Consider the following 13,816-nt stretch of genomic DNA (forward strand, 5'->3'; position numbering starts at 1 on the left):
CGATCGCTCAGGTTTGGGTCAAGGTGCCTCGAACTAAGCCTGTGCGCTGCAATTCCTTAACACTTCATTGTAAAGTGCGCTACAAAACATAGTGCCGATATTTTCAAAAGTATTAAGGATTACCAGCAGCAGGTGTTTCTCTGGGTGTTTCTCTAACTCCTGGGTTCAGCCATTGCTGTCGCTGCTGTTGCGCGGGTCGAGGGCATCGCGCAGCCCGTCGCCCAGCAGATTAAACGCCAGCACCGTCAGCACGATGAGAAATGCCGGGGCCCACACCAGCCAAGGTTGCAGCACCAAAATCGACGCATTGCTGGCCAGGGACAGCATATTTCCCCAGGAAGGGTCGGGCTGCTGAATACCGAGTCCCAGATAGCTCAGTACGGCTTCTGCGAGGATGAAGCTGGGAATTGCCAGGGTGGCCGTAATAATCACATAGGTTGCAGTCTGCGGCAGGACGTGGCGCAGGATGATGTAGAGCGATCGCCCGCCCATCGCCCGCGCCGCCTGCACAAAGGCGCGTTCTTTAATTGACAAGACCTGCCCGCGAATCACCCGCGCCAGCCCCGCCCAACTGACAAACGAGGTGATCAGCGTAATCAGCAGAAACCGCTGGGCATTGGTCAATCCTGGCGGCAGCACCCCCGCTAGGGTAATCAGCAGGTAAATGCCGGGGATGGTCATCAACACTTCGGCAAAGCGCATCAGGATGGAATCTGTCCAGCCGCCAAAGTAGCCAGAGATGCCGCCAATCAGCAGCCCCAACGGGAAGGAAATGAGAATCCCCACCAGCCCGATCGACAGGCTAATGCGGCTGCCGTGGATCAGGCGGCTTAGCTGGTCTCGCGCTGCTTCGTCAGTGCCCAGCAGGTTCAGCCGACCGGGGCCAACCGTGCCAAACAGGTGGCGATCGCCCGGAATTCCTGGCAAAATTTCTTTCTCCTGGAACTGCGGATCGGTCAGCGAAAACCGCGTCGGCAGCGGCAGCTTCAGGTTGAGGAATCGGTAGGGGTCGCCTTTGACAAATAACCGAATTGGCGACGGCTGGCTAAAGTCGCGCGAAAGCTGGCGATCGCCCGTCTCTAGATCTACCGCGCCCTGGGTGGTGGGATAGACGTGGGGCCCAAGGAATTGACCCTGGGGCGATCGCCAAAACACCTGCGTCGGCGGCAGCAGCGAGCCATCCGTCTGCGACACGTAGGGATCATAAGGTGCAAAAAACTCTGCTCCAATCGCCACCAGATACAGCAACAGCAGCACCAACGCCCCATAGCGGGCCAGCGAGTTTCTCTTGAGCTTTTGCCACCAATTCATGCGTTTTGCCCTGCGGACAGCCTTTGAATCCCCATGATATAGCAGGCGCGGAGGGGTTAGGGATTGGGGATGCGGGATTGTCTTTGCCAGGGCGGCTGGTTAGCTCTGGCTTGCCAGCTTGTTACAACAAGTTTTGGACAGATGCTATATTAAAAGCGTGATAACTTGTTATGACAAGTTGGAGAGATGACCCATTGGAGAGGTGACCCATTGGAGAGGTGACCCATTGGAGAGGTGACCCATTGGAGAGGTGACCCATTGGAGCGGTGACCCATAGGGGAGATGACCAATGGGGGAGGTGGCCAATCGAGGGAGCGACCGGCTGAGTCTGCGTCTAGGCGTTGTCTTCAAATCGTTATCTTCAGATAAAGAATTTCAAGAAAATGTCAAAGGAAAATTTCAAAGAGTTTCATGGAATTGTTTATCGAAGAATCTCAAAGAAAAATCTAAACATTGTTCATCTGAGCTATTCATGCAAAAGGTAGGGATCATGGGGTCTTCACAGGAAACATTGGAATTGGGCAAGGTTGAGGGGGCGATCGCCCCTTCCCGCGAGGTTGTGTCAAATGCCCGACAGGTCTTGTCTACCGAAGAACTCGCCGCGCTGAACCAGCGCTCGACGTGGCAAGGGCTGTGGCAATTGGGCAAGCATCTGGCGGTGATGGCAGTCAGCGGCACACTCTGGGCGACGCAAATGCAAACCCCCTGGATAGCGCTGCCCGCGCTGGTGGTCTACGGTTTCAGCCTGGCCTCGATGTTTGCAGCAATGCACGAATCGGTTCATCGGACGGCCTTTGCCAGCAATCGGCTCAACGATGTCGTCGGCTGGTTGGCTGGGCTGCTGTCGTTTTACAACGGCACGTTCTATCGCCGCTATCACAAGTGGCACCACCGGTACACGCAAATTCCTGGCAAAGACCCTGAACTCAGCGACCCCAAGCCGCAAACCCGGCGCGACTATTGGCTAGAACTGAGCGCGATTCCCTGGTGGATTGGCAAGGTGAAAACGCACCTGAAAATTGCCGCCGGAAAGGTGCAGGACTATCCCTTTTTGCCAGAGAGCGCCTATGCCGACGTGATTCGCTCGACGCGGGTACAGTTGGGTGTATACGCAGGGGCGATCGCCCTCTCCATTTTGTTCGGACATCCCGCCGCCGTTTTCCTTTACTGGGCGCTGCCCCTGGCGGTGGGTCAGCCGATTCTCCGTGCCATTTTGCTGGCAGAACACACCGGCTGCACGAACGACGACAACCCGTTTACTAACACGCGAACAACCCTGACCACGTTCCCCATTAAGCTCCTGATGTGGAACATGCCCTTTCATGCAGAGCATCATCTCTATCCCTCGATTCCGTTTCATGCGCTGCCGGTTGCCTATGAACGTTTGTCGGAACGCTGGAGATACGTTGAGAAGGGCTACATCAAAGTCAACCAAAACATTGTCGCAGCTCTAAAAACTGCTGCTGAATAGCTAAACCAGTGACCCGATTGGGGATTTCGCCATGAACGCTGCTGCGAACGGTGATGCACAAACCTTTGTGCTAAGAGATTATACGCTTCAGTGTGGCGCAACGCTGCTGGAAGCGAAGGTCGTATATCAAACCTATGGAACGCTGGCGGGCGATCGCCGTAATGTCATCCTCTACCCCACCTCCTATGGCGCACAGCATCCTGATATTGAGTGGCTGATCGGGCGCGATCGCATTCTCGATCCAGAGCGTTGGTTCATTGTCATTCCCAATATGTTTGGCAATGGGCTATCCAGTTCGCCCAGCAACGAACTCCATTGCAAGCTGAGCGAGTCGGGCTTCTGGTTTACCCATTGGGACAACGTGCGGGCGCAGGAACAGTTGCTCCGCGAGGTGTTCGGTGTGGAAACGCTGGCGCTGGTTTATGGCTGGTCGATGGGGGCGCAGCAAGCCTATCACTGGGGGGCGCTGTATCCGGAGCGGGTGCAGCGAATTGTGGCGCTCTGCGGCACGGCCCGCACGACAGAACACAACCAGATTTTCTTGCACAGCCTGCGGGCCGCGCTGACGGCCGATCCGGCCTGGACGGGCGATCGCTTCGAGGGGGTTCCCGATCGGGGCTTTCGCGCCTTTGCCCGTATCTACGCCAGTTGGGCCGCATCGCAGGCCTTCTACCGCGAAGGGTTGTATTATCCACTGGGCTATACTTCCCTGGAAGACTACCTGCTGCGCGGCTGGGAGGCAGGCTATCGCAAGCGCGACCCGCACAATTTGCTGAGCATGATTGACACCTGGCTGCGCTGCGACGTGGGCGACAATCCGGTCTATCAGGGCGATTATGAGAGGGCGCTAGGTGCGATTCGAGCAAAAACCTGGGTGATGCCTGCCACTACCGACCTGTATTTCACGCCGGAAGACTGTGAAGCTGAGGCACGGCTGATTCCGAATTCAGAATTCCGCCCGATTCCCTCAATTTGGGGGCACCGGGCGGGAAATCCGTATCAGAATCCGGCAGACGAGGCGTTTATCCGTCAGGCAGTGGCAGACGCGCTAGCAGATGCGCTGACGGATGGCTGATGCCAGCGGAAGCCGCTATCCGCGCATCATCCGCAGTTTGCCAAACTCCCAGCCAGTTTGGGGCAGCGGCGCGGCCCATTGCAGCACTTTTTCCATCAGCCACGGCGCAAATCGCTGTCCCCAAAGGGCGAGATGGCTCTGCCAGCCGACGAGAATCTCGCTGCTGCCCCGCGATAGTCCGCGAGTGAGTGCCTGAGCGACCTGCTCTGGGGTCATGGGCAAAATCCAGCGAAACCAGCGGAGATTCCGTACCATGTCGGTATCGGTTAGCGATGGCAGCAGAGCCACGACCCGAACATTGTGCTGCGCCAGTTCGCCCCGCAGCGCTTGCGTAAAGCCGAGAATGGCGAACTTGGTGGCGGAATAGGTCGCCATCGTGGGCGCGGCCAGCTTGCCCATGAGGCTAGAGACGTTGATAATCATGCCTTCGCGCTGGGCTACCATGCGGCGGGCAATCAGACGCGTAATGGTGTACATACCGACTAGGTTGATGGCGATTTCTTCTTGCACCTGGGGCAGGCGGGATTGCAGGAATGGGGCCTGATGCGCCACGCCCGCACAGTTTACCAGGCAGTGAATCGGGCCGTGGTCGCGCCACGCTTTGGCCACGGCGATGCTGACTTCCGCAGGCTGGCTCAAGTCCAGCGGCAGGGCGATCGCCTCTACGCCCAGTTCTTGCAATTCGTCGGCTAATTCGGCCAACCGCTGACGATCGCGGGCCACCAACAGCAGCCGTTTTGCGCCCTGACGGGCAAATTCCAGGGCGATCGCCCGTCCAATGCCGCGAGAGGCCCCGGTAATTAGAGCAGTCTTTCCGTAAATCGTCGTCATGACAAAGCCTCCAGTCTTGAAGACTCGCCGCCGAGCAAACGCCACCCATCGCGCCGGGTCTGCTTGCGGCGAGAGAGTGATCCAAATCGATTTAGTCAGGAGTCTGAAACTAAGAAGTGGTCTCGCTAAATTGAGCAATCAGGTAAAGCAGTCAATCCTGAATGTCCTGGAATGAAGTTCAGGTGAATGGCGCGGCCGCGCCCAAAGCTCGCAGATTTCACAAAGTTCGCAAAGAATAGTTCAGGAATTTGCCAGAGAAACCGGGAGAGATGGTCAAACGACCTGAACATCGTTGATCGATTTTAGAATCGCTCTGGATACGCGAGACAGACCGTAAACCGGATGAAAATCGGATACTACTGAATCAATTATTCGAGTCCAGCGGTGAAGAGAAATGCCCGTCTCATCAATCCAGCAGAGAACGCGATGACGCGGCTGCAAAGCATTGATGAGAGCATTGCCCTGCAAAGCTGACGACTCAGCCATAGTCATGACGTTCCAAAGCATACGCACAGAGTTTGTCAAGAAAAATTACACACAGCCTGGTCGATTCTGAGAACCGGACGAAGATGGATTCATGCCAGTTCCAGCACTCTCCTGATCCTTCAGCAGGAAGGATGGGACGAATCTCGAACCAACTCTAGACAGATGTGATTGATCGAGCGATGCAAATTTATCGAGAACGGAAAAGTATCAACATTTGGAATAGCGCTATCCATCAGTCGATATGCACACGTTAGCAGCGGGATCAAGCGGCTGCAACATTTATTAGTGAAAATCCGCAATCTTTATATTTTGAAATACTAGCGCTCAGGAAGGGCGATCGCCCCTCATTGCTGCCGAGATGCCGATGGCTCGACTTCTTCTCCAGCGCACCGCTGCAACGGGTGTCCCTTAATTTCTGAGAATAAGCCAGGTTGGGGTTCGCTTCCTGATGGTCAATCGTTAAAGTTTGTAGTCGCAGAAATTTTGGATGGGCTGTTCTCCCCCAAACAAAAAATTAGTCGCAAAAAAACGCACCTGGTTTCCCAGATGCGCCTAAATGAATTGCAATGAATTGCCAATGAATTGCCTAAATGAATTTAGGTGGTTGGTTGCGGTTGAAAAATTAGGCGATCGCCCCTTCTGGCGCTTTCACCTGACTCAACAGGTCTTTCAGGGTTTCGCCCTCGATCACCTCTGTTTCCAGCAGCTTCGTGGCGATGGTTTCCAGCAGATCCCGATTGTGCTGGAGGATGTCAAGCGCTTTTTGGTGAGCCGTTTCGACGATATCCTTCACTTCTTTATCGATAGCTTCGGCGGTTTGTTCGCTGACCATGCGGCGGGGGTTCATGTCGCCGCCCAGGAAGCTGTTTTGCTGCCCTTGCTGATAAGCCAACGGCCCCAGCACCTTGCTCATGCCGTAGGTCGTCACCATGCGCTCGGCCAGGTCGGTGGCCCGCTGAAGGTCATTCGATGCGCCAGTGGTAATGCTGCCAAAGACGATTTCTTCGGCAGAGCGACCGCCCAGCAGCGTGGCGATTTGTCCCAATAGTTCGGCTTCGCTCAGCAAGAAGCGGTCCTCCGTCGGCAGTTGCAGCGTGTAGCCCAGTGCTGCCATGCCGCGCGGCACGATGGAAATTTTTTCCACTCTGTTGCTGCCGGGCATGACTGCACCCACCAGCGCGTGGCCGACTTCGTGGTATGCCACAATCTTCTTTTCCTGATCATTGAGGACGCGGCTCTTTTTCTCCAGACCTGCCACCACGCGCTCGATCGCTTCGGCAATGTCTTCCTGGGCGACGGCTTCGCGGCCGTTGCGAGCGGCCAGCAGTGCCGCTTCGTTAATCAGGTTGGCCAGGTCGGCTCCGGCAAATCCGGGTGTGCGAGTGGCGATCGCCTTCAAATCCACATCCGGTCCCAGCTTCACATCCTTGGCGTGAACCTCCAGAATCGCCAGTCGTCCCTGCAAATCAGGGCGATCGACCAGCACCTGACGGTCAAACCGGCCGGGTCGCAGCAGCGCCGGGTCGAGGGTTTCGGGACGATTTGTGGCTGCCAGCACGATCACGGTCTGATCGCCCGCATTAAAACCGTCCATTTCGGTGAGCAGTTGGTTCAACGTCTGCTCACGCTCGTCGTTGCCGCCGTAGAAGCCGCCCGTGGCGCGAGATTTACCAATCGCGTCTAGTTCGTCGATAAAGATGATGCAGGGAGCTTGCTTCTTTGCCTGCTCGAACAAGTCGCGCACGCGAGAGGAACCCACGCCGACGAAGAGTTCGACAAACTCCGACCCGGAGATGCTAAAGAAGGGCACACTCGCTTCGCCTGCCACCGCTTTGGCCAGCAGCGTTTTTCCGGTTCCTGGCGGGCCGACCAGCAGCACGCCCTTGGGAATCCGTGCGCCGATTTGAGTAAACTTGCGGGGATTTTTCAGAAATTCGACAATTTCCTGTAGCTCGGTTTTGGCTTCCTCTACGCCCGCTACGTCGGCAAAGGTGACTTTGTTGTCTTCTCCTTCAACGTAAACCTTGGCGCGGCTCTTGCCAATAGACAGCACGCCCTGACCGCCGCCGCCTGCGCCCCGTGACAGGAAAAATTGCCAAATGGCTACAAAGATCAGCGGCGGAATCACCCAGCCCAAAATGTTGGACAGCCAGCCGTTTCGCGGCGGTGGAATGGCGGCAAATTCGACACCGTTTTCTTCTAGCAGCGAGGGCAACTTCAGGTCAAAAATAGGCGTGGTAGCCAGGACTTGTCCCTCCTCGGCGGGGGGCACGGGCTTAAGCTGATAGCGGATTTGCTCTTGGCCGATGTAGGCGCGGGCAACTTCGCCTTCAGTGACTTGGTGAATAAACAGACTGTAAGGAACTTGGGGAATTCTTGGCCCCACTAGCACGGGCAAGAAAATATTTGCCAGCAGAAATAGGCTCGACACCAGCAGCAGGATGTTGCCGATGACGCGCGATCGCGGGGGGGTGGGCTGGTCTTTAATCGGCATTTGACAATGCTCCTTATTGACGGACAGAACGGACAGACAGAGAAAAACCCTCGACTTGAAGGGCTGAATTGAAGGGCACTTAAAACGTGGAGCGAATAGTACAAAAAATCTCTGGCTTCTTCATTTTAAAGGTTTATGAAGAACCTGAGAGATAGAAACTGGAAAGGGGCACATCGAAATGTGCCCCCCAGAATGGCGAAATACCCGAACTTGTCAAACGGAACTCGTTAAACTCAAGCGATCAAGCAGTTTCCAGCCAGTCAAAAATGCGGTCGAGCTGTTCTAGCGTAATTAGCCCGTATTGCCACAAAATCATCGGCAGCAGGTTCGAGTCTTGCTCTGGCTGTTTAAGGGCGATCGCAATTGACTCGGTTGGAATGGAGAGTTCTTCCCGCAGAAACTGAATAAGCCTTGCTTGAGTTGTGGATTCGTTCGTCATAGTATTCGCCATATTATTTGCCATTTAGGGTGTGTGACACGAAGAAATGTAGTCTTTTTGTTAACTTTTGCAACAATCTTTCAGGATTGATGTTGAAGATTATAGCGATAATCTCACCTTGCGTCCCCACCAAAAGGATTACTTCACTTAACTTTGTCGATATTTCATGGGGCGGATTCTCGTTGCTGGGACTATCCAGGCATTCTCAGATTGTGGCGGATTGCAGCGGATAGGCTGCCTCAAAAATGAGAATCGACCCGACGCTGGTTCAGGAATCGCTGTGAAACACCTCTGTCGGGACAAGCGTGTGGCGCATCCGGCCCAACAATGCTGTAAAACACGTTGGATGATTGATGCAATGAATTTGTCAGGATACGCACTGGTTCACATAAGGAGGAACCGAGCCACTCTCCAAGGCCCCCTGACTTCTGGCAAAGCGGCGCGTGCGTATGGGGATCTAGGGATGTTTGGTCGTGTAAGCCCTGTCTGTCGTAAATCCACAATCAATCGTAAATCCACAATCAATACTGAAATCAACGTTGAAATCAATACTGAGCAATGGTGCTTGAGGACTGCCCAGCCTTATGAAATGGATTGATAATCTGCCCCGATGGGTAACCTGGGGACTGGCGCTGCCGCTGGTCGTACTAAACGGCTGGGCGCTGCTGGTGGTGATGGAGTATTTCCGGCAGCTTCTGACAATTTTTGTGGGGGCGAACCTGCTGGCGTTTGTGCTGAGCTATGCGGTGCGCTGGCTTCAGCGGCGGGGTCTGTCGCGCGATCGCGCGATTTTGCTGGTGCTGCTGGCGACCCTGTTTCTGCTGCTGGTGCTGGCGGTCACGCTGATTCCGATTCTCCTTGACCAAATTAATGGGCTGGTCACCAAACTGCCTGCCTGGATCGAGTCGGGCAACCAGCAGTTTCAGGATATGCAGCGCTGGGCCACAGCGCGACGGCTTCCGGTAGACCTGATCGATTTTGTGGCGCGGCTCCAGGAGGCGCTGGTGGCCCAGCTTCAGCCGCTCAGCAGTGGTGTGTTGGGACTGGGCATTGGACTGGCGGGCAGTGCGCTAGATTTTGTCATCACAATCGCCCTTACGTTTTATCTCTTGCTGCACGGCGAAACGCTGTGGGCGGGAATCTTGCGTTGGTTGCCGGGTTCTCGCGGGCGACAACTGCGGCGATCGCTCCGCCAAAGTTTTCACAACTATTTCAGTGGGCAGGCGACGCTGGCGCTGGTCATGGGGCTGTCGATGATTACGGTCTTTTTGCTGCTGCAAGTACCGTTTGGGCTGCTGTTTGGGCTGGCGGTGGGGGTGATGACGCTGATCCCGCTGGGCGCACCGCTGAGCATTTGCCTAATCAGCTTTTTGGTGGGGTTGGGCAGCTTTTGGCTGGGGGTGAAGATGCTGGTGGTGGGGATTGTGGTCGATCAGGCCATCGAAAATGCGATCGCCCCCCGGCTCCTCGGCCGCTTTACAGGACTCAATCCTGCCTGGGTGATTGTGGCGCTGCTGATTGGGGCCAGGGTGGCGGGCGTGCTGGGAATTTTAATGGCCGTGCCCACCGCAGGCTTTGTGAAGTCGCTCCTGGAACTATCTCCTACTGGGGAAGGGAGCTTTATTGACTGAACGATTCCATTAAACGCCCAATCCAGCACGGGGATTGAACGTTTCAATTTGCCGCAGCTTGTCGTAAAGTTCGCGCTCCTGGGGACTGAGGTCTTTGGGAACCTGGATAGTAATTTCCACAATCTGGTCGCCGCGCTTGCCATCGATGGGATAGCCCTTGCCTGCCAGCCGCAGCTTTTGCCCTGCTTTCACGCCGGGAGGAATCACCATTTTCACCAGCCCATCCAGCGTCGGCACTTCAATCGCTCCCCCCAGCACCGCTTCGCTGGGCGTGACGGGCAGCAAACAATAGATATCCGCTCCGTCAAGCTGATAGAAGGGATGGGGGGCGATTTCGATGCGGAGAAACAGGTCGCCGCCAGACACGCCTTGCCCCTTCAGGCGAATCTTTTGCCCAGTAAGCATGGCGGCGGGCATATTCACTTCGAGCGATCGCCCATCTTCCAGGCGAATCCGCTCGCGCCCGCCCGCAAAGGCCTTTTCCAGCGGCACGGTGAGTCGAGCTTCGGCATTGCGCGGCGTGGCGCGGGGAACCGTGTAGGTGGTTTTGGTGGTGCCGGGGCGGTAGGGATCGCGATCGCGCGGTGGGGTTCGCGGGGCGGCGGGTTCCTCATTGCGACGGTTCAGCAGTTGATCTACAAAGCTGTTAAAGTCGCGAAACTGGCTGAAGTCTACTTCGTCGGGGCTGCGGCTGGCGGTGCGGCTATTCCAACTGCGGGACTTGGGCGTTGTGCCACTTTGAAAGCCACCCTGCTTCCAGAAGCGGCTGAACTGGTCATACTGCGCCCGCTTGCTGGCATCCGACAGAACCTCGTAGGCCTCGCCCACGTCCTTGAACTTTTCCTCTGCTTCCTTGTCGCCAGGGTTCAAGTCGGGGTGATATTGCCGCGCCATCCGCCGATAGGCCTTTTTGATTTCCTCAGCCGTGGCGGTTTTGGGAATTCCGAGAATTTGATAGTAATTCCGAAAATTCTGCATCCGGTCTCCTACAGCCATTCGTCTTCGTCCTCATCCCAAACGCCCCGGCTGCGGGGAATCTCGCCAGTTTGCGGGTGGCGACGGGGAGTGTCGTCGCTGGGGCGACTCGCTGGGCGGTTATATTCTGGCTTGTCTACCGATTCGTCGGTTGGTGCGTCAGCGGGCGGATCTTCCCAGTCTCCTGCTGGTTCGCGACGGGGGCGCTTGGGCGCGTCGTCCCACGGATCGAGACTGATGGAGTCGCGGCTGTCTGGGTCAGACATATTAGCCTCTGGAGTCCGCAGGTTCAGTCCTTCCCGCTCTGGACGGCTGCGGGCTTCTGGGCTGCGGGCTTCTGGGCGGCGATTTTCTGGGCGGCGACTCTCGGAAAAATCGCCCTGCGAAGCGTCTATTTCGCGTCCAGTTTCCCGTCCCATCTCACGGTTTCCAGATTCGCGGCTGCGATTGGGTCTGTCGTCCCAGCGATCGCCATTGCCGCGGGGACGGCTTTCGAGCGAGTCGCGGCTGCGGTCGGCGGTCTCTTCCCAGCGATCGCGGGCGGGCGGGCGGGCAGAACGCGGCTCGTCCCAGGAATCACGGCTGGCAGGACGGCTAGGGCGCGACGGCTCATCCCAGGCGTCGCGGGCGGGCCGGCTAGGGCGCTGGGGTTCGTCCCAGGAATCGCGGCTGGACGAGCGGGCAGAACGCGGCGGCTCATCCCAGCGATCGCGGGCGGCGGGTCGCTGGGGTTCGTCCCAAGAATCGCGGGCCGGGCGGCGCGGTGGCTCGTCCCAGGCGTCGCGACTGGCAGGACGAGCGGGGCGGCTGCTGTAGGGATCGGGGCGATCGCCGCCTCGATCATTCCAGTTTTCTCGTGCCGCCGGGCGGCTGCCATACGGATCGCGGGGTTCGTCCCAGCTATCGCGGGCGGCAGGACGGCTGCTATAGGGATCGCGGGCCGCAGGGCGGCTGCTGTAGGGATCAGGGCGATCGCTCCAGGAATCGCGACGAACGGGCGGCCGGTCATCCCACGGGTCGCGGCGGGCCGCAGGGCGATCGTCCCACGGGTCACGGCTGCCGCGATAGGACGGAATTTCGTCAAACTCGTCGTCGTCGCCCAGCAGCGTCCGCTTCAGCGAGCTAAAGAAGCCCTCATCTTCGTCGCCCCGGTCAAACTGATAGACCTCTTGCTGGAGCTGATACAGGGCATCGCGCAGGTCAGCTTCGAGCGTGTCGATGCGGCGCTCGTCGTTGTTCGCCAGGGCATCGCGCAGGTCTTTGATCAGCGCCTCGATCTTGCGGCGATAGGGGCTGGCAAACTGCATCCCAAAGTCCAGCGCCACTTCGCGCAGTTGTCGCTCCGCCTGATAGGTCAGGGCTTCGGCCTTGGTGCGCTTTTCTACCCGTTCGCGCCGCTCCCGGTCTTGCTGGGCGTTGCGCTCCGCATCCTGGATCATCTTCTGAATTTCGGCTTCGCTGAGGGTGGATGCGCCCTGGATCGTGATGCCCTGTTCGCGACCGGTGGTTTTATCTACGGCGGTGACTTGCAAAATGCCGTTGGCATCGATGTCGAAGGATACCGAAATCTGGGGCACGCCGCGCGGCGCGGGGGGAATACCCAGCAGCTTGAAGCGGCCAAGGGACTTGTTATCTGCGGCCATTTCGCGTTCCCCCTGGACGACGTGAACCTCTACCATCGTCTGGTTGTTCTCAGAGGTAGAGAAAATGTCGGAGCGGCGGACAGGGATCGTCGTGTTGCGGGGAATTAGCTTTTTGGTCAGGCCGCCGATGGTTTCTAGACCGAGGGAAATCGGCGTTACGTCTAGCAGCAGGATGTCGCGCATCCCCACTTCCTGGGTCAAAATGCCCGCCTGGATTGCTGCGCCGACGGCCACGGCTTCGTCGGGGTTGACGTGTTCGCTGGGTTCTCGGTCGATGAGCGATCGCACTAGATTTTTCACCATTGGCATCCGCGTGCCGCCGCCCACCAGCACCACTTCGTCGATGTCGTCTGGTGCCAGCCCCGCGTCGCGCATTGCCTGCTTCAGCGGACCGCGCATCCGGCTCAGCAAGTCGGTACACATGCCCTCAAATTGCGAACGGGTGAGGCGCGTTTCTAGATGCTTCGGCCCGTCCTCTGGCGTGGCGGTGATGAAGGGCAGGTTGATTTCTGTGACGCTGACCCCAGAGAGTTCGATTTTGGCTTTCTCGGCCGCTTCAGTGAGGCGCTGGAGAGACTGGCGATCGCGTCGTAGGTCAATGCCTTCTTTTTCTAAAAATTGCTCTGCCAGCCAGTCCACGATTTTCTTATCGAAATCATTGCCGCCTAGCTGGGTGTCGCCGCTGGTGGCGCGGACTTCAAACACGCCATCGCCTACTTCCAGAATCGATACGTCAAACGTGCCGCCGCCCAGGTCAAACACCAGAATCACCTGACTATCGCGCCGCTCTAACCCATAGGCGAGAGAAGCTGCCGTCGGCTCATTTAGAATTCGCAAAACGTCCAGGCCCGCGATTCGCCCCGCATCTCGCGTTGCCTGCCGCTGCGAGTCGTTGAAATAGGCCGGAACTGTGATCACCGCGCCTGTCACCTGCTGCCCCAGGTAGCGACTGGCCTCGTCCGCCAGCTTTCGCAGCACCATTGCCGAAATTTCCTCTGGCGCAAAGTCGCGCTCTAGCCGAGGACATTTGATCTTAATATTGCCGTTCTCGTCTTTGCGGATGGTGTAGGGCACGCGCCGGGAGTCGGGACTGACTTCGCTGTAGCGCCGACCAATAAACCGCTTCACGCCGTAGAAGGTGTTTTGGGGATTTAGCACTGCCTGCCGCCGCGCCATCTGCCCTACCAACTGTTCGCCTTCTTTGCTAAAGCCCACCACCGATGGGGTCGTCCGCATTCCCTCTGCGTTGGCAATCACGACGGGCTTGCCACCCTCCATCACGGCGACGACTGAGTTTGTGGTGCCCAGGTCTATGCCTACGACTTTGCCCATGCGCTGCAACGCTCCTCGCGGATTTCACCAAATGTTGAGAACTGATAACTCATTCTATCTTGCCAACGCAAGGCCCGCTGCACAGTTGATCAGCGACTGATCAGCGATATCAGCGACCTGTAGGTGAC

The 13,816-nt window shown here is 57.3% G+C and carries 9 protein-coding genes; 3 read left to right on the forward strand and 6 right to left on the reverse strand.

What is annotated here, in order from left to right:
- Positions 1-165: 165 nt before the first annotated feature.
- Positions 166-1,311, reverse strand: coding sequence for an ABC transporter permease (locus IGS16_RS20405; protein WP_297088624.1), 1,146 nt, complete (start codon positions 1,309-1,311; stop codon positions 166-168).
- A gap of 472 nt (positions 1,312-1,783) precedes the next feature.
- Here IGS16_RS20405 and IGS16_RS20410 point away from each other — a divergent pair, with 472 nt between their 5' ends.
- Both IGS16_RS20410 and IGS16_RS20415 read left to right on the forward strand, forming a co-directional pair.
- Complete coding sequence (locus IGS16_RS20410; protein WP_297088626.1) at positions 1,784-2,782, forward strand: fatty acid desaturase family protein; 999 nt, start codon at positions 1,784-1,786, stop codon at positions 2,780-2,782.
- A 31-nt stretch (positions 2,783-2,813) separates the two neighbouring features.
- Positions 2,814-3,857, forward strand: coding sequence for an alpha/beta fold hydrolase (locus IGS16_RS20415; protein ID WP_297088628.1), 1,044 nt, complete (start codon positions 2,814-2,816; stop codon positions 3,855-3,857).
- A 15-nt stretch (positions 3,858-3,872) separates the two neighbouring features.
- Here IGS16_RS20415 and IGS16_RS20420 read toward each other — a convergent pair whose 3' ends face one another.
- The 3 genes from IGS16_RS20420 to IGS16_RS20430 all read right to left on the reverse strand — a co-directional run bounded on the left by IGS16_RS20420 (position 3,873) and on the right by IGS16_RS20430 (position 8,107).
- Entirely contained in the window at positions 3,873-4,688 is an 816-nt protein-coding gene (locus IGS16_RS20420; protein ID WP_297088631.1) for an SDR family oxidoreductase, read from the reverse strand.
- Between the two features lie 1,108 nt (positions 4,689-5,796).
- Positions 5,797-7,668 (reverse strand): ATP-dependent zinc metalloprotease FtsH4, encoded by a 1,872-nt coding sequence (gene ftsH4, locus IGS16_RS20425; protein WP_297088633.1) that lies wholly within the window; start codon positions 7,666-7,668, stop codon positions 5,797-5,799.
- A 241-nt stretch (positions 7,669-7,909) separates the two neighbouring features.
- Positions 7,910-8,107 carry a DUF2949 domain-containing protein gene (locus IGS16_RS20430; protein ID WP_297088635.1) on the reverse strand — a complete coding sequence of 66 codons (198 nt, stop codon included), beginning with the start codon at positions 8,105-8,107 and terminating at the stop codon, positions 7,910-7,912.
- A gap of 584 nt (positions 8,108-8,691) precedes the next feature.
- On the opposite strand from IGS16_RS20430, the gene IGS16_RS20435 reads away from it, so the two are divergent.
- Complete coding sequence (locus tag IGS16_RS20435; RefSeq protein WP_297088637.1) at positions 8,692-9,738, forward strand: AI-2E family transporter; 1,047 nt, start codon at positions 8,692-8,694, stop codon at positions 9,736-9,738.
- A gap of 9 nt (positions 9,739-9,747) precedes the next feature.
- Here the strand turns inward: IGS16_RS20435 and IGS16_RS20440 are convergent, their stop codons facing one another.
- Together IGS16_RS20440 and dnaK are read right to left on the reverse strand one after the other, a co-directional pair.
- The gene (locus IGS16_RS20440; protein ID WP_297088639.1) at positions 9,748-10,716 is read right to left on the reverse strand and encodes a J domain-containing protein; all 969 of its coding nucleotides are present in this window, start codon (positions 10,714-10,716) and stop codon (positions 9,748-9,750) included.
- Positions 10,717-10,724: 8 nt separating this feature from the next.
- Positions 10,725-13,688, reverse strand: coding sequence for a molecular chaperone DnaK (dnaK, locus tag IGS16_RS20445; protein ID WP_297088641.1), 2,964 nt, complete (start codon positions 13,686-13,688; stop codon positions 10,725-10,727).
- Positions 13,689-13,816: the final 128 nt, after the last annotated feature.

The sequence above is a fragment of the Thermoleptolyngbya sp. C42_A2020_037 genome, assembly GCF_015272455.1.
Taxonomy (GTDB): Bacteria; Cyanobacteriota; Cyanobacteriia; order Elainellales; family Elainellaceae; genus Thermoleptolyngbya.